Below are 16395 nucleotides of genomic sequence, written 5' to 3'. Positions count from 1 at the left end.
CTGCACACAAGGAAATTTGCGGATTATATACCAGCTAAATTGCATAATCAGCCCTTGCGCAGCGGTTTACGCCATGGACGTCCGCCCAACAGCAGAATAATCAACAGATAAACTGCGACACCCGCTAAGATCAGGCGTAAAAGATGCCAGATTCGTTGATGAATAGACCAATGCAACCAATCCGACATCGCTGGAGACAACCACACTAACACCAACACCATCGTTGTCACCGCCAGCAAGACCTTCAGTAAAAAGATCAAGGTATTGCTGCTGACACGATAAACCCCCGCTAAATGTAAACCTCGATACAACATACCAGCATTTAATAATGCCGACATCGATGTCGCAATCGCCAACCCGACATAACTAAACGGAAATGCCAGTATGATGTTGAATACCATATTGCTGAGCATGGCAATAATGCCGATTTTTACCGGAGTTTTGGTGTCTTGGCGTGCGTAATACCCCGGCGCCAGCACTTTAATCAGCATAAAACTGAGCAGGCCACTGCCATAAGCAATTAATGAACTGGATGCCATATTCACATCTTGGATATCGAAAGCACCGCGCATAAACAACACCATCAACATCGGTTTAGCAAGCACTATCAACCCGGCCATGGCGGGCGCACCAAGCAAAATTACCGCCCGCACGCCCCAGTCCATGGTCTGTCCGAATTCGGTGCTCTCAGCATTAACATGCTTACGCGACAACGTGGGCAAAATCACCGTAGCAATAGCAATACCAAACAGGCCCAGTGGAAATTCCAGTAATCGATCTGAGTAGTACAGCCAGCTGATAGAACCTGTCATCAGAAAGCTGGCTATAAAGGTATCTAACAGCAGGTTAATTTGTGACACTGACACCCCAAACAACGCTGGTAACATCAGCTTCCGAATTTTAACCACACCAGGGTCGTGCCATCCCCAGGTTGGTTTAACTAATGCGTGTTCCCGCAACAGGAATGGAATTTGAAATAAAAACTGGATTATGCCACCCGCAAACACGCCCCACGCCAGGCCAATTTCCGGACGTTCTAACCTGGGACTCAGCCAGATAGCCGCAGCAATAATCGCAACATTCAGAAAAACCGGCGTAAATGCTGAAATCGCAAAACGACCACGGGTATTAAGAATAGAACCTGATAACGCAGTAAAGGTGATAAACCACAGATAAGGGAAGGTAATTTTCAGCATCAAAGATGCCAGCTCAAACTTGGCACCATCGGGTTCATGATTTACCCAGGCGACAAACCATCCAGCCCCAAATAAAGCCGTCAGCACTGGCGATGCCAGCACGCCCACCATAGTAACGACCGAGACCAAGATACCAAGAGTTCCCGCGACTTTTGACAGTAGTTGTCTGACTTCATCACTGGATTTAGTTTCCTGATACTCAGTGAGTACAGGTACAAAAGCCTGTGCAAATGCCCCTTCCGCAAATAAGCGTCTCAGAAAATTGGGAATTTTGTTGGCAAAGAAAAAAACATCTGCACTGACACCCGCGCCCATCAGGTTAGCGACCACCACGTCTCGGATAAGCCCTAAGACGCGCGAAATCAAGGTCATCACGCTAACAATCAGACCTGAACGCACCAGTTTTTTACTCAATCAGACTTCCCCGGAAAACCCATGACCGACTTGCTGGACTTGTCTCAAATTTTCCATCGGACACTGTCACATGGCGGCAATTACTGTTAGAATGCGCCCCATCTTACACGAGTTGGGTTGAGGAAAGCCAAATCGCCAAGGATTTATTTGCTTTATATGGCGGATATTCCATCATTGTCGTTGACAAAAAGGCGAAAAACGGGCATCCTCCTCGGCCTTTAAAAGTCTTAATTCCCAGTTTTTAGGAGTTGCACCTTGGCTAACAGCAAGACTGCAAAGAAACGCGCGCTTCAGTCTGAAAAGCGTCGTCAACACAATGCAAGCCGTCGCTCTATGATGCGTACTTATGTTAAGAAAGTTATCGCCGCTATCCGCGCCGGTGACCACAAAGCTGCTGTTGAAGCATTTGCTACAGCACAGCCTATCCTGGATCGTATGGCTACCAAAGGCCTGATCCACAAGAATAAGGCTGCTCGTCATAAGGCTCGTCTGAACACCCGCATTAAAGCGTTGGCTGCCTAATAAGCACTTATGAAAAAAACCGGCGAAAGCCGGTTTTTTATTGCCCTAATTTTTTGAGAATTTATCGCTTAAGAGAACAACTTGAGAGGATAGCGTTCGGAGAAAGGCAAAATCACATCAGTAGATAAAACGAGCTAACAACTACAACGTTTTGGCTGGCCATGTCCACTACTATTCTTCCGCAGCAGTCACATACTGCGCTGCGGATAACTTATCCAGGCTACCAGCCAAAAATTGCTAATACGTCTCTAAAAGTGCACGCAACCGTTTAATGGCAATAAAGATTGTCAATTAAACGGATCATCTCTTTGACTTCGTCACTCTTCAGAGAGTAATAAACCGTTTGTGCTTCCTTTCGAGTGGCTACCAGATTATCTTTACGCAGCCAGGCTAGATGTTGAGACAATGCGGACTGGCTTAAGCCGAGTTTCTTATTCATGTCTCCGACACACATCTCCCCTTCATTCAAGAGATAGCACAGAATAAATAATCGTCTCTCATTAGCAAGTGCCTTCAGCAATACGACCGCATGGTCTGCTCGCTGTTGCATTAATTCTATATTCATAACGAGCCCACTCTCCTTTAATAAATTCCGACCCTAATATAGCCGTGGCTAACGCAGTTAGTCGGGACGCAAAGCACATTTTTTGTTAGATTGTTTTTAAAAATGGGACACACGTTATAAAAAAGAAGGAAATTGATGAAAAAGCCTACCCTGCTATTATGTGCTGTAACGCTGCTATGCAATTTATCACTCCTAAAAGTTTCAGCAACTGAGTATACAAATCAAGAAGTTGTCAGCAATTTACAGCACAATGCCCTGAAATCAGATTTGGCATACAAAATTGCCGAATCCCTTACTGTCGAAGTCGGTCCCAGACTTGCTGGCAGCCATGAAAATGCCCTGGCAGTGGATTGGGCCGAAGCCAAGCTGAAATCACTCGGGTTTGATAAAGTTTACCGCGAACCAGTCACGGTTCCAGTATGGCAACGCGGAGAAGCCAGTGCCGCTGTAATAGCGCCATATCCGCAAAAACTGATAATCACCGCATTAGGCGGAAGTGTTGCCACGCCAACACAAGGGTTGCAGGCAACAGTAATCCGTTTCAACGATTTGCAGTCCCTTATTGCAGCCGAGCCTTCCTTAGTTGCGGGAAAAATAGTGTTCATCGACCAAAAGACTGAACGCCATAAAAATGGTAGCGGCTATGGTAAAAGCGTTGGCGGCCGAGCTAACGGCGCAGTTGAGGCCGCCCGCAAAGGCGCAGTGGCAGTGCTCATCCGTTCAATCGGTACCGACCATGATCGTATGGCACATACAGGGCTGATGCATTATCAGGATGGTGTGCCCAAAATCCCTGCGGCGGCATTAACGAACCCAGATGCGACCCAACTGGACGCCATGTTAACTCGCGGTCATGAAGTGACCTTAGCTCTGAAGATGACGCCAAAAGATCTTGGCACCACTACCACTTACAACGTTATTGGTGAAGTTACCGGCAGCAGCAAGCCAAAAGAGATTGTATTACTGGGTGCACATCTGGACTCATGGGATGAGGGCACTGGCGCGATAGATGATGCTGCTGGCGTTGCTATTGTCACGGCAGCGGCAAAGTTAATAGGCGATCAGCCAAAACGTCCGGCCAGGACTGTGCGGGTGGTGCTCTTTGCTGCCGAAGAGATTGGGTTGATCGGTGGTAAAGCTTATGCGGCGCAACATCAAGCAGAAATGAATGACCATTACATTGCCGCCGAATCCGATTTCGGCGCGGGACGAATTTATCGCGCAGACGTTAAGGTAAATAGTGCAGCGTTGTCTGCGGTACAGCAACAGTTATCAGTATTGGCGGCACAAGGTGTCACTAATGGTGATAACCAGGCTCGAGGAGGCTCAGAAGTATCATTGTTACCTGCCTACGGGGTTCCGGTTGCCTCACTGCGCCAGGATGGTGAAGACTACTTTGATTATCACCATACGCCCAATGATACGTTAGATAAGATTGAACCGGCGGCGTTAGCACAAAACGTTGCGGTCTATGCGTCATTTGCCTATCAGATGGCACAATCAATACTGCCGTTAAGACCATTAACCAGCGGTTCTAAGTAATAATCAGTGGGGAAGTTGTAACCGTTGCGGCTTCCCTGTGAATACCCTGTAACACACATGTTCAAAAACAGCGCAACATTCTCCCGAACACCATTTCATTTGTGACACTCATCACCATTTATGTAGTAAACTCTCTACTTAGGTCTCATTTTTCAGTTTTTTAAACTGGAAATGAGCGAGAGAAAACATAATTTCTGCGATAATTCACTTTAGTTACGAAAGTTTCAAAATTAACCCAATGATCCCCTTATTCGAAAAACCCAGCGTTTTTGCCAGTTTCATTTATCGCCACGCCCGCATTATCCACACGCTGAAAATTGCGTTAGCTCTGTCTATCGTTGCCCTGGGAAACTGGATCAAACCAGTGCCGCACTTCATTTGGGCCATGGTAACCATTGTGATCATTATGATGGGTCTGCCACAGGTCGGTGGTGCCATCGAAAAATCCTTACAACGTGCCATTGGGACCTTGATAGGCTCGGCCTATGGGGTGTTTCTGGTGGTCGCGATCGACAGTTACTGGAACCTGATGGGGTTACTGATCCTTGGTGTGTGTGTGGTGGTTTTGCTCAACGCCGGGCGATACAGCTACGCCTATCTGGTGACCGGTTTTACCATGATCATTGTGATTGGCGACGCCAATCACGATACCTCTGAAGCATTGTGGCGCAGTGCCAACATCCTTATCGGATGCGTTATCGCGGTGCTGGTTTCGCTGTTTGTGCTGCCGATTAAAGCCAAGCAGGACTGGCGCGCCCAGTTAGGTAAATCATTCTCCCTGATGGCGAGCGTGCTGGACAACCATGTCAAGGCCAGCTCTGATTCTGAATTACCGGCCGAACGCAGCAAACTGGAAAATGCCATGAAAGCGGTACTCGCCCAGAAGAAGCTGCTGTTCTCCTTAGAGTGGGAAAGTCAGACGCTGAAAAAACACCCTCAAATCCTCACGGAATTGGCAAACGAACAAGTACGGGTAATTACCTTACTGGAACTGCTGCTGATGACTCATTGGAGCGAGGAAGAGAATGAAGCATACAGCCGTATCAAACAGATTGCCGTTCATCTGCAGCAAGACTTTGCCGCACTGGCAGACTACGTAAATAGCAAAACCAATGAGCGCCCGAAACTACCGGCAGGACTTGAACAACAACTACAACAACAGCTGTTGTCAGCCCAACATGGCACTATTGCTACCGATAGTACGCAGGCAGACTATCAACACTTTGCATATAGCGGCTATAGCTGGCTTATCTATCAGCTGGCGTTGGCATTATTGGCGATTGATAACGAGCTGGATAAACTGGAACAAGCTTATGCTAATCAGAAGCTACTGTTAGCGAACATCATCGGTGAATAAGCACAGTTAAGCCGTTAATGGGTAACGGCTTAATGGCTAGTTGAAATCATCAGTCCCAAATCAGTTCGCGGAAGTGTTTACGGCACACAGATTCATAACTTTCATTGCCACCAATCGCAACCTGCACCCCTTCTCTTACCGGATGACCTTCACTATCACGGCGCACCACCATATTGGCTTTGCGCCCACAGAAACAGATAGTTTTAAGCTCTACCAGTTTGTCGGCCCATGCGAGCAAATACTGACTGCCACTGAAAAGTTCTCCCTGAAAGTCAGTACGCAGGCCATAACACAGCACGGGAATATCGAGCTTATCGACGACATAAGCTAACTGCTTAACCTGTTCTTTGCTTAAAAATTGGGACTCATCCACCAGCACACAGTGAATAAACGTTTGCTGGTGCTCAGACTCAATAATTTTCACCAGGTCGTCATCACCATGAAATATCAGTGCATCACTTTCCAGACCAATACGAGATGCCACCTTGCCGGTACCGAAGCGATTATCAATCGCCGGGGTCATCACCAAGGTGTTCATACCACGCTCACGATAGTTATATGAGGATTGCAGTAAAGAAGTGGATTTCCCGGCATTCATCGCCGAATAGTAAAAGTAAAGCTGAGCCAAAACCGCTGCTCCCTGAGTATTGGATGAGGCTCATATTACCCTGTTTACACCCAAAAATCAGCGCCCAGCACTGTGTCTGAGCGCATATGCCACGGGATAAAGTTAATCAAATTGTTACAATTTCAGTCCGAGGTAACGCCTTCAAAACCGAGTGTTTCAGTTTGGATTAAGTCGTGATTGTTAGCGTGCAGCGTTCATCTGCTAACGACAATGGAACCGTATAATATGCACAAAACTCTTTTAGCATTGGCACTGGGACAAGCCTTGTTACTGACCGGCTGTGTCGGTCATGACAATAAATCGCAGGTTGCAGTAGTCACTGACGCCGTGCAGCAGAATCCCTTCTTTACCCCCAGCGTATTGCAGTATCAAGCCCCAGATTTCAGCCAGATCCACACGCAGCACTTTCAGCCCGCGTTGGAAGCTGGGATTGCCGCGCATGACAGAGAAGTCCAGACGATTGCCAATCAGGAAGCACTGCCTACCTTTGACAACACCATTGTGGCACTGGAAAAATCAGGTGCACTCCTGGGTCGCGTTTCTGCTGTTTTTTACAATCTGAGCGGTTCCAACAGTACCCCAGAAATCCGTCGTATTCAGAGCGAAATGGCGCCCAAAATGGCGGCACACACCGACAATATCAACCTTAATCCTACACTATTCGCCCGTATTGATAAGCTCTATCAACAACGGCAACAGTTGGGGCTGAATGCCGAGCAGATAAGGCTCATTGAAGACTATCACCAGCGCTTTGTCTTGGCCGGCGCACAGTTGAGTGAAGCACAGAAAGTGCAAATTCGAGTCCTCAATGAAGAACAGTCCAAGCTTACCAACGAATTCCAGCAGCGACTGCTAAGACTTACCAAAGCTAGCGCCGTGGTGATAGATGATGTGGCGCAACTTGATGGTTTGTCTGATTCCGCCATCCGCAATGCCGCCAAAGATGCCAAAGACGCAGGCCATGAAGGTAAATACCTGCTGAATATCACTAATACCACGCGACAACCGGTGTTGGCACAACTGCATAACCGCGAACTGCGTCAGAAAATCTGGCAGGCATCGGCGAACCGAGGGCTCAGCGGCGCAGATGAAACGGTATCGCTGGTTGCTCGTTTGGCCCAACTGCGCGCCGAAAAAGCGCAATTGCTCGGATTTGATAATTGGGCCAGCTATCGTTTGGCACCACAAATGGCGAAAACGCCACAAGCAGTATTTGAGATGTTTGGCTCGATGGTGCCAGCGGTGGTGGCAAATACGCAGCAAGAAGCTAACGCCATTCAGGCGATGATCACCAAGACCGGCGGCAACTTCACTCTGCAGCCGTGGGATTGGGCTTATTACGCTGAAAAAGTGCGACAACAGCAATACGACTTGGATGAGAACAGCCTGAAACCCTATTTTGAATTCAATCGGGTACTGCAGGACGGCGTATTCTACACCCTTAATCAACTTTACGGCGTGACGTTTAAACCAAGACCCGATCTGCCGGTATATCATCCAGATGTAAAAGCCTGGGAAGTGTTTGATGCTGATGGCACTAGCTTGGCGATATTCTACGGTGACTATTTTGCCCGAGAAGGCAAACGTGGCGGGGCCTGGATGAGTTCTTTTGTCCGGCAAAGCACGCTACTGGGGCAAAAACCAGTGGTGGTCAATGTCATGAATATCCAGAAAGCACCTGATGGCGAACCAACGTTTGTCAGTTATGACCAGGTCACCACTATGTTCCATGAACTTGGTCATGGCACCCATGGCATGTTTTCTAACGTCACCTACCCTAGCCTCTCTGGTACCGCTGTTTCAAGAGACTTTGTCGAGTTTCCATCCACCTTTGAAGAAGATTGGGCCGGTCATCCGCAGGTGTTAGCCAACTATGCCAAGCACTATCAGACTGGTGAGCCGCTGCCGAAAGATATGCTGGACAAACTATTGCGCTCCCGTAGCTTCAACATGGGCTTTGATACGCTTGAGTATATGTCCGCTGCGTTACTGGATCTGGAATGGCATAGCCTGAGTGCAGATGCGCCCCTGCAAAATGTTGAACAGTTTGAAGCTAAAGCATTGGCAAAACATGGGGTGAATTTAGCAGCAGTACCACCACGTTATCGTTCCAGCTATTTTGCGCATTCATTCCCAGGCGGCTACAGCGCCAGTTATTACGCCTATATGTGGAGTGAGATCCTCGCGGCAGATGCCTTTGCTTATGTGCAGACACAAGGGGGACTCAATCGTGATATCGGCATGAAGTTCCGTAAGGCAATTCGTGAAGTTGGCAACAGCGTGCCACCAATGGAAGCTTATGAGAATTTCCGCGGGCAACAACCCACCACCGATGGACTGTTGAAACGCCGGGGATTGATGTAATCAATGGTTAGCATTGAGCAGTTATCGCGATAAAAAACGCAGCAGTCGCTGCGTTTTTTTATGCGGTATGACTAGTTATCGGATTTTAAGCGGAACCAGAACAACCCAATAAAAAATAACACTAAACAAGATAACAAGCCCAATGCGACCGACTCGGTATAGCCCATCACCAGATAACCACCCAGCGAGATAACGGCGACTAATAATGCATAAGGCAATTGCGTCATAACATGGTCAATATGGTGGCAGCTCGCGCCGGTAGAAGACAAAATGGTCGTGTCTGAAATGGGTGAGCAATGATCGCCAAATACCGAACCTGACAATACGGCTGCCATCATTGGCAACATCATCCCCTGATGCGTTCCCATCGCCATATCTGCCGCGATGGGCAACATAATGCCAAAGGTGCCCCAACTGGTGCCGGTAGCAAAAGCCGTAAACCCAGCCAGCACAAACAATACCGCTGGCAGCAGCGCAAACGGAATATTACCGCCCGCCAGACTCGCCATAAATTTACCGGTTTCCAACTGACCGATAATGCCGGAAATTGTCCATGCGAACAGCAGAATATAGATCGCTGGCAGCATCGACTTAGCCCCCACATATATGCCCAGAGCGATTTCTTTAAATGACAGTTTCTGTCGCACCGCTAATACCAAGGTGGTGAACAAACCAAGCAAGGCACCAAAAAACAATGACGAACTCACGTCGGTTTTTTCAAAGGCACCAATCACCGAAAAAGGTTTGCCTTCGCTTGAGAGCACATCGGCACCGCTGGCAATCATAAAATACAGCGTAGCAACAACCAGTACCGAAATTGGAATAAACAAACCGCCCACTTTACCGGTTTCGGCTTCTGCCAGTTCCGCGGTGGCGCCAGGAGGCACGCCTTTGGCTTCATCATAGAGTTGGCCCTTGCGCGCACTGAGTTCATGGCGTCGCATCGGACCAACATCCAACTCAAACATCGCCACAAACAACAACAGCAACAATGCAAATAAAGGATAGAAATTCATCGGGATCATCTCGACAAAAGCGGTTAGATGTCCCATCGAAGTCACACCATGCGTCGTCAGAATGCCACCAATCAACGCGATGATATAAGCCCCCCAACTGGATACCGGGGAGATCACACATACCGGTGCTGCTGTCGAATCCAGCAAATAGGCCAATTTAGCCCGGGAAATATAATAACGGTCAGTCAGCGGTTTGCAGATACTGCCAACCACCAGACTATTGAAGTAATCATCAATAAACACCACACATCCGAGAAACATCGTGAGTAACTTAGCGTCGCGGCGTTTGCGAATGTGCTGTTTAGCCCAGTTTGCGAAAGCACGGGCAGAACCACTGACGGTGATCAGCGCCGTGATCATTCCCAGCACAATCAGAAAACCTAAGATATACAGGTTCCAGCTATTCGGTGCACCATCGCTCCAGAATAAGCCAGACACCTTGTCACTGAGATAAATAGCAGAGTCAGTCACTGACCATTGATTCAGTAAAAGCGTACCAATAAGAATACCAACGCCAAGCGATAACAACACCTTACGCGTCATGATCGCCAGGATGATTGCCACCACAGGGGGCAAAAGAGAAAGTGCCGAATCGGCATAACTGAGTACTGTCATTTTTAATATATTCTTGTGTGACCGGCGGGAGGCACAAAAAGGTAGGTCACAGACATTACTGTACTGTGTTGAATACCTGGCCGATCATAGATGATCGACGTCTTTTCAGTAGCGCTCCACGGCAGTTAATTCGACTATTGCTAGCCTACCATGGCAGTGCTGCCCCTATTCGGGAACAGCCCCAACAGCGGAATTGATCGTTCCAGCTGTTTCGGCACCGGATCCTTTCGCGGCACATTAAACGGTATCACCCAGCTTGCCGTTACTTATATCAGGTGCGCCTCTACTTCTCAGATCGCCAGCAGGCGTGAGGCAGATAATAAAAAAGGCAGCAAGGGTGCTGCCCGTTGCTGCCTATCCTGACGCAGATATTGAATTAAATCAACTCTGCCAATCTTGGCAACGCCTCAAACAAGTCAGCCTCCAGACCATAATCCGCAACCTCGAAAATTGGCGCTTGTGGATCCTTGTTGATGGCGACAATAACTTTCGAGTCCTTCATACCCGCCAAGTGCTGAATAGCCCCGGAAATTCCAACCGCAATATACAGTTCAGGAGCGACAATCTTACCGGTTTGTCCGACCTGTAGATCATTGCTGATATAACCCGCGTCCACGGCAGCACGAGAAGCCCCCACTGCACCACCGAGTTTATCGGCAAGCGTTTCTAACATAGCAAAATTTTCGGCACTTCCCAGCGCACGACCACCGGAGATGACGACTCTGGCATTACCAAGTTCTGGTCGTTCGGATACCGCCATGGTATGGGATAACTCATGGCACACAGATGCCACCACCTGATCGATTACCACTACATCGGCATTTGCGTCGCTGGTTATGGCATCAAAAGCACTGACGCGAACAGTCGCAACCTTCACCGCATCTAGGCTTTTCACGGTTTCCAACGCATTACCTGCATATATCGGGCGCACGAAAGTATCAGCATCAACAACTTTAATGATTTCGGACACCATCGCGACATCCAGCAATGCTGCGACTCGAGGTAACAGATCTTTGCCTGCCGAAGAGGCCGCCGCCAACACATGGCTATGCCCAACGGCAATATTGGCGACCAGCTTGGCCAGATTATCCGCAAAGTGTGCTTGATAAACCGCATTATCTGCGACTAATACCCGCTTAACACCGTGCAATTTGGCCGCCGTATCGACGACCGTCGCGCAATCACTGCCGGCAACCAATACTTCAATTTCATCAGCCAGATTTATGGCGGCAGCCACCACCTTGGCAGTCTCAGCTTTCAGGCTGACATTATCATGTTCGGCAATTACTAATACGGTCATCTCAGATCACCTTTGCTTCATGTTTCAGCTTATCTACCAGTTCCTCGACAGAGGACACCATCACCCCAGCTTTGCGTTCAGCAGGCGGAGTCACTGACAGTATCTGCTGGTGTTGTTTTAGTGTTACGCCCAGTTCAGCGGCAGTAACGGTGTCCAATGGTTTCCGTTTGGCTTTCATAATATTTGGCAGCGATGCATAGCGTGGCTCATTGAGACGCAAATCGGCGGTCACTATGGCGGGCAGCGGTAATGTCAATGTTTGTACGCCACCATCAATTTCACGGTTCACGGTCAGTTGTCCACCATCGACATGGAGTTCTGAAGCAAAGGTGGCCTGCGGCACATCCAGTAAAGCCGCCAGCATCTGACCAGTCTGATTGTTATCACCATCAATGGACTGCTTGCCCAGCAAAATAAGGTCTGCCTGTTCCCGTAACTGTACTGCCTGGAGCACTTTAGCGACGGATAAAGGTGATAACACTTCATCAGTTTCAACCAAAATAGCGCGGTCAGCCCCCAAAGCCATTGCGGTACGTAATTGTTCTTGAGCCACTTTGGGACCGATACTCACAACCAACACTTCGTCGGCTTTTCCGGCTTCTTTAAGACGGACCGCTTCTTCTACGGCAATTTCACAAAAAGGATTGAGCGCCATTTTAACATTGGCGGTGTCTACCGCTGTATGCTCGGCATTGACTCGAATGTTAACGTTGGCATCTACCACACGTTTTACGGGTACCATTACTTTCATAGGAACGTCCTTCGCTGCACTCGTAACAAATGTTTTGATAATACCGGAGTTCCCGTCAGGGTGCCTCCTGTTTGCAGCAACTCTATGCTACGTTTACGTTCACGTCAATATAATTTAAACAGGTGTTTTATTTTCAATTTATTGAAGGTAATTTCTAATCGCTGAAAAATACGTGCTGAATTTAAGTCTAAAAAATATGGGAATTAAAAAAAATCGCCAATTAACAGAATTTCATTTGATCCATTTAAATAATGTTTCTATTATTCGCAATGGTGTCTTTTTAAATCCCAAGTTTTATAAGAAGTGGAATCAAAATAAATATGAGCGAATTTCTTGAAATATTGACTCACGCACGTCGTTTTAAGGCAGCGGTTAAAGATCTTAGCGTTGAAGAACTACGTGATCTTGCCAGTAAACTGGAAAAAATCGTAACTGAACGCGAAGAAGAAGCTGCTGAAGAAGCCAAAGCTCAGGCAGATCGTCTGGCTAAAATTGAAGAAATCCGTCAGCAGATGGAATCCGTTGGTCTTTCTGTTGAAGATTTAGGTGTTGTAACTGCAGTTAAACCGACTAAAAAACGTGCACCGCGTCCGGCAAAGTATAAAATTGAAGTTGCTGGCGAAACTATTACTTGGACCGGTCAAGGCCGTATGCCAACTGTCTTTAAAACTGAAGTTGAAAAAGGTCGCTCAATGGATGATTTTCTCATCGACTAATAGCGCCAAGTATTTAAAAGCCCCGCTAATCGGGGTTTTTTTATATCTAATGCACGTACTTTAATAAAACATTATATATTTATAATACTTACAATTAGTCATTGTTTTTTACATCGTTTGCGCAATAACAGTACTGCTGTCATATTCACTTAAAAAGGTCATTCCATTGATGAACTGCAGATGTTCACTGTGACGCTTTGCGCCCTAGCCTATATGGCCTCTCAGGCTAAACCCCGCCAACTCAATGACAACTCAGCGGATAACCGCGTTAAGCTATCTGCCCTGTTGCGGTAGTCAGCCAGTGCACTGCATGATGCCATCCGGCTAATAGAAAATAATAAATTTATCAAAATCGTTGCAGGAAATGACATCCCGATAAATGGCTATGAAATTAATCTATCCGGTTATCGAATTTACCCAAAATTTATTGACCACTATGCAGAATAGGCGCTTGTACAAACGCAAAAGCTAAACACATTTTCGCCGCCGATATATAAAATAAAACCTATCGAAGGTAATGCAGCTAATTGGCACTAATCACACAGAAAAGGAATGGATTTCTCAGATATATCCCGATAAAAGAGCATAAAGAATGGCTTTACTGCCGTACAAAGTGCTTACTTAGATGGAATATTTCAGGGTGCAGCAGAGTCTTTATCACTGGCAGATAAAACGTAAATGAGGTGGTATATAAATCCCGAACTAAGCAATTTATGGCCTTTAATAAAGGTAAATCGGCTCAGGATTATCCGACGGCTTTAATGGGCGTTATCGCCCTTATGTGCCAGGCGGTTAGTGTTGCCCGTTGGTATAATGACCGCGTTACCAAAGCCAAGGATTACTCAGAAGACATTCCAGCCGCAGCAGTTAATATCGCACTTAAACAGTTAAATAATATAAGAGCATAAGCGGTAATATTTAATGGTGGCATTCTTAACAATAAATTAAGAGCAGCGCAGTTATTAAGCGACAAAACCCGGCTATGCAGCTATTAGGATCGGTGCAGGAATTTGCACGCATCAACGCACTGGCAAGCTATCGACCACAACGGGGATTGCAATTAAATTTTCCTGCAGCGCCAGAGGTCAGAGATGAGTCCTCGGCTGCCAATGTATCCTTATCGCAACTGCACCACCGGGAACGAGCGCTCCAAAAAGTCCAGCGCTGGTCGCAGCCTGAGCGAGCCGATGAACCGATTGGTCAGGCATTCAAGGTGGCGGAACTACGGAAAGAAGTCGGTATTCCCTTTGTTATTGATCTTAGCGATGACGGGGACAGCCGCAACCAGCCCTCAGCCGCACAGACTGTCTCAAGGGGTTTTAACACCGGAAGCAGCCCTAAAAGCCATAACCGACGATGCGAGTTAGTTGGTGCCACCGGGCATGATGCCATGACTGAGGGCTATGATGTCAGTCTGGTAGTCAGCGATGGCGATGTTCTCGACCCAATGCCCCGTAAAATTGAAGTAATATATATAGATGGGCATCAGATTGATCTGAATTATCGTTATCGTCAGCTTTATCAAATGTATCTCAAGCGATAGAATTGACATAAGCGTTCTGCTTTGTCGCAGGGCGTAATCCGCCCCTCTATTCATAAGGTCCGACCATGAAACAACTGGTTATTATTCCACTCGCTGCAATTATTTGCGCCTGTGGCAGCGACTACAGTTTTAACTCCAATCTCGATCGCAAGGCATTTAAAGAATATTTTAAGCCTTCTGAAGTGCAGCTGTTTGATCATACTCAACCGACAGTGCCTTATGACACGCTGGGCATGGTAGAGGGTAATGCTTGCCAGATGGAAGAAAATGGCGCGCCCGTCAGTTTAGCGGATGCCCGCACGGATGCTCGCCGTAAGGCCGCTGATATCAAGGCCAACGGCCTGATTATCAAAAGTTGCACTGAGCTAAAAGAACCCGGCAAAGGCTGCTATAGCAGTGCCATTTGTGTAGGACAAGCTATCCGTCTGCACCAGAAGAACTGATCTTTCCTTTATGCAATTTGAAAACCGAATTGAAGCCGTTGCTGTATGCCGAACGCCTTATAAACAGAAGTTCGGCATCCCCAGACAGCCAGGACTGGTGGATTTTGTCCGCGGCTATGTCGAGCTCGTTCCCCCATACAACCACATTGATGCAGTAAGAGGACTGGAACAATATTCCCATCTCTGGCTGTTGTTTTGTTTCCACGAAAATCTGGCTCAAGGCTGGAAAACCACGGTGCGCCCGCCAAGGCTGGGTGGCAATGAAAAACTCGGGGTATTTGCCACTCGCTCGACCTTCCGCCCCAATGGTATCGGTCAGTCGGTAGTGAAACTGCACACAGTCCATCAGCAAAAAGGCAAAGTGGTATTGGAGATTTCGGGTATGGATCTGCTGGACGGCACACCGGTTATCGATATCAAACCCTACATTCCATTTTCCGATGCTATTCCTGATGCACTTGGTGGTATTGCCCAGCGAGCCCCGGAACAGGTAGATGTCGGTTTTACCGATGCCGCAGAGGCACAGATTGCTAAGATCAGCGCACAGTATCCCGGCCTTAAGCAACTGATAATAGCGGTGCTGGCGCAGGATCCTCGCCCCGCCTACAAAAAGGCGAAAGATGACCCTAAACGTTATCAGGTGGCGTTATACGATCTGGACATCTTCTGGTACGCCACCCCATCCGGTATTGAAGTGGTGGAGCTGCAACCGGCCCCCTCACAACGACAAGAGCAGCAACGCGATGCCGACGCCTAGTGCTGAAGCGTTACAAGAGCAGCACAAAAAGCGGCTGTCGTGGATGCCTTGGCTTTGGTATCGCTTAAAACCTAAACACCTGCTGTGGGCAACCCCCTGGCAACAACAAGTCCAGCAACAACTCTCGGAACTGGAAACCATCACTATTGGCGACAACTGTTTTATCGCGCCTGAGGCGGCGCTGTTTGCTGAACCCGGCCGCGCGATCACCATCGGCAGACAATGCATGATTGCCGCCAACTGCTTTCTCCATGGGCCCATCACCCTAGGCGATGAAGTCAGTATCAACCACAGTTGCTCAATGGATGGCGGTGGCAAAGGCATTATCATCGGAAACCAGACCCGCATCGCCAATAATGTCACCATCTATGCGTTCAATCACGGTATGGCACCGGATATGCCGGTGTATCGTCAAAGTAGCCAATCCCGAGGCATTGTTATCGGCTGTGACGTATGGATTGGTGCGCAAGTGGGAATTGTCGATGGCGTGACGATTGGTGATGGTGCCGTTATCGGCATGGGTGCCATTGTGACTAAGGATGTGCCAGCATGGGCAATTGTTGCGGGTAATCCGGCCGTTATCATTGGTGATCGGCGGGAAAAGCCGCTCTCTGGCAGTAATATCGATTTGCCATCGGACTGACCAGCATAAAATTGTGGATTTCC

Annotated in this window: 16 protein-coding genes and 1 riboswitch; of the genes, 10 read left to right on the top strand and 6 right to left on the bottom strand. The window is 47.9% G+C overall.

The window, feature by feature from the left end:
• Positions 1-47: 47 nt before the first annotated feature.
• Positions 48-1610: a murein biosynthesis integral membrane protein MurJ gene (murJ, locus tag KDN34_RS04840; protein ID WP_212595790.1), complete on the bottom strand. Its 1563-nt coding sequence runs from the start codon at positions 1608-1610 to the stop codon at positions 48-50.
• A 255-nt stretch (positions 1611-1865) separates the two neighbouring features.
• On the opposite strand from murJ, the gene rpsT reads away from it, so the two are divergent.
• The gene (rpsT, locus tag KDN34_RS04835; protein ID WP_212595789.1) at positions 1866-2132 is read left to right on the top strand and encodes a 30S ribosomal protein S20; all 267 of its coding nucleotides are present in this window, start codon (positions 1866-1868) and stop codon (positions 2130-2132) included.
• 268 nt (positions 2133-2400) lie between these two features.
• Here rpsT and KDN34_RS04830 read toward each other — a convergent pair whose 3' ends face one another.
• Positions 2401-2697, bottom strand: a complete 297-nt coding sequence (locus tag KDN34_RS04830) for an ArsR/SmtB family transcription factor (protein WP_212595788.1) — start codon at positions 2695-2697, stop codon at positions 2401-2403.
• A gap of 135 nt (positions 2698-2832) precedes the next feature.
• On the opposite strand from KDN34_RS04830, the gene KDN34_RS04825 reads away from it, so the two are divergent.
• Together KDN34_RS04825 and KDN34_RS04820 are read left to right on the top strand one after the other, a co-directional pair.
• The gene (locus tag KDN34_RS04825; protein WP_212595787.1) at positions 2833-4239 is read left to right on the top strand and encodes a M20/M25/M40 family metallo-hydrolase; all 1407 of its coding nucleotides are present in this window, start codon (positions 2833-2835) and stop codon (positions 4237-4239) included.
• 241 nt (positions 4240-4480) lie between these two features.
• Positions 4481-5596, top strand: a complete 1116-nt coding sequence (locus KDN34_RS04820) for an FUSC family protein (protein WP_407695793.1) — start codon at positions 4481-4483, stop codon at positions 5594-5596.
• A gap of 49 nt (positions 5597-5645) precedes the next feature.
• Here the strand turns inward: KDN34_RS04820 and KDN34_RS04815 are convergent, their stop codons facing one another.
• Positions 5646-6224 carry a thymidine kinase gene (locus tag KDN34_RS04815; protein ID WP_212595785.1) on the bottom strand — a complete coding sequence of 193 codons (579 nt, stop codon included), beginning with the start codon at positions 6222-6224 and terminating at the stop codon, positions 5646-5648.
• 225 nt (positions 6225-6449) lie between these two features.
• Here KDN34_RS04815 and KDN34_RS04810 point away from each other — a divergent pair, with 225 nt between their 5' ends.
• Positions 6450-8588: a M3 family metallopeptidase gene (locus tag KDN34_RS04810; RefSeq protein ID WP_212595784.1), complete on the top strand. Its 2139-nt coding sequence runs from the start codon at positions 6450-6452 to the stop codon at positions 8586-8588.
• Between the two features lie 71 nt (positions 8589-8659).
• Here the strand turns inward: KDN34_RS04810 and KDN34_RS04805 are convergent, their stop codons facing one another.
• The 3 genes from KDN34_RS04805 to KDN34_RS04795 all read right to left on the bottom strand — a co-directional run bounded on the left by KDN34_RS04805 (position 8660) and on the right by KDN34_RS04795 (position 12270).
• A complete protein-coding gene (locus KDN34_RS04805; RefSeq protein ID WP_212595783.1) occupies positions 8660-10219 on the bottom strand; it encodes a Na+/H+ antiporter NhaC family protein in 1560 nt (519 codons plus the stop codon).
• 101 nt (positions 10220-10320) lie between these two features.
• Positions 10321-10513, bottom strand: a riboswitch (Lysine riboswitch).
• An 82-nt stretch (positions 10514-10595) separates the two neighbouring features.
• A complete protein-coding gene (locus KDN34_RS04800; RefSeq protein WP_212595782.1) occupies positions 10596-11519 on the bottom strand; it encodes an electron transfer flavoprotein subunit alpha/FixB family protein in 924 nt (307 codons plus the stop codon).
• Position 11520: 1 nt separating this feature from the next.
• Positions 11521-12270, bottom strand: coding sequence for an electron transfer flavoprotein subunit beta/FixA family protein (locus tag KDN34_RS04795; RefSeq protein ID WP_212595781.1), 750 nt, complete (start codon positions 12268-12270; stop codon positions 11521-11523).
• Positions 12271-12590: 320 nt separating this feature from the next.
• Between KDN34_RS04795 and KDN34_RS04790 the strand changes: the two genes are divergently transcribed.
• The 6 genes from KDN34_RS04790 to KDN34_RS04765 all read left to right on the top strand — a co-directional run bounded on the left by KDN34_RS04790 (position 12591) and on the right by KDN34_RS04765 (position 16372).
• Positions 12591-12986: an H-NS histone family protein gene (locus KDN34_RS04790; protein ID WP_212595780.1), complete on the top strand. Its 396-nt coding sequence runs from the start codon at positions 12591-12593 to the stop codon at positions 12984-12986.
• Between the two features lie 713 nt (positions 12987-13699).
• Positions 13700-13894 carry a hypothetical protein gene (locus KDN34_RS04785; protein WP_212595779.1) on the top strand — a complete coding sequence of 65 codons (195 nt, stop codon included), beginning with the start codon at positions 13700-13702 and terminating at the stop codon, positions 13892-13894.
• A gap of 74 nt (positions 13895-13968) precedes the next feature.
• Positions 13969-14529: a hypothetical protein gene (locus KDN34_RS04780; protein ID WP_212595778.1), complete on the top strand. Its 561-nt coding sequence runs from the start codon at positions 13969-13971 to the stop codon at positions 14527-14529.
• 65 nt (positions 14530-14594) lie between these two features.
• Entirely contained in the window at positions 14595-14972 is a 378-nt protein-coding gene (gene rcsF / locus KDN34_RS04775) for an Rcs stress response system protein RcsF (RefSeq protein ID WP_212595777.1), read from the top strand.
• Between the two features lie 10 nt (positions 14973-14982).
• The gene (gene tsaA / locus KDN34_RS04770; protein ID WP_212595776.1) at positions 14983-15729 is read left to right on the top strand and encodes a tRNA (N6-threonylcarbamoyladenosine(37)-N6)-methyltransferase TrmO; all 747 of its coding nucleotides are present in this window, start codon (positions 14983-14985) and stop codon (positions 15727-15729) included.
• Entirely contained in the window at positions 15716-16372 is a 657-nt protein-coding gene (locus tag KDN34_RS04765) for an acyltransferase (protein ID WP_212595775.1), read from the top strand. The genes tsaA and KDN34_RS04765 overlap by 14 nt, the downstream gene beginning before the upstream one ends.
• The last annotated feature ends 23 nt before the right edge of the window (positions 16373-16395 follow it).

The organism is Shewanella yunxiaonensis, assembly GCF_018223345.1.
Lineage (GTDB): Bacteria > Pseudomonadota > Gammaproteobacteria > Enterobacterales > Shewanellaceae > Shewanella > Shewanella yunxiaonensis.
Note: the sequence above shows the minus strand (reverse complement) of the source record. Positions and strands in the feature narration are given on the sequence as shown.

Coding starts and splice junctions, on each gene's coding strand:
- KDN34_RS04780 (WP_212595778.1), top strand. CDS start 13,969: ATGCAGCTATTAGGATCGGTGCAGGAATTTGCACGCATCAACGCACTG.
- KDN34_RS04830 (WP_212595788.1), bottom strand. CDS start 2,697: ATGAATATAGAATTAATGCAACAGCGAGCAGACCATGCGGTCGTATTG.
- KDN34_RS04795 (WP_212595781.1), bottom strand. CDS start 12,270: ATGAAAGTAATGGTACCCGTAAAACGTGTGGTAGATGCCAACGTTAAC.
- KDN34_RS04825 (WP_212595787.1), top strand. CDS start 2,833: ATGAAAAAGCCTACCCTGCTATTATGTGCTGTAACGCTGCTATGCAAT.
- KDN34_RS04800 (WP_212595782.1), bottom strand. CDS start 11,519: ATGACCGTATTAGTAATTGCCGAACATGATAATGTCAGCCTGAAAGCT.
- rcsF (WP_212595777.1), top strand. CDS start 14,595: ATGAAACAACTGGTTATTATTCCACTCGCTGCAATTATTTGCGCCTGT.
- KDN34_RS04785 (WP_212595779.1), top strand. CDS start 13,700: ATGGCCTTTAATAAAGGTAAATCGGCTCAGGATTATCCGACGGCTTTA.
- tsaA (WP_212595776.1), top strand. CDS start 14,983: ATGCAATTTGAAAACCGAATTGAAGCCGTTGCTGTATGCCGAACGCCT.
- KDN34_RS04805 (WP_212595783.1), bottom strand. CDS start 10,219: ATGACAGTACTCAGTTATGCCGATTCGGCACTTTCTCTTTTGCCCCCT.
- KDN34_RS04765 (WP_212595775.1), top strand. CDS start 15,716: ATGCCGACGCCTAGTGCTGAAGCGTTACAAGAGCAGCACAAAAAGCGG.
- KDN34_RS04790 (WP_212595780.1), top strand. CDS start 12,591: ATGAGCGAATTTCTTGAAATATTGACTCACGCACGTCGTTTTAAGGCA.
- KDN34_RS04810 (WP_212595784.1), top strand. CDS start 6,450: ATGCACAAAACTCTTTTAGCATTGGCACTGGGACAAGCCTTGTTACTG.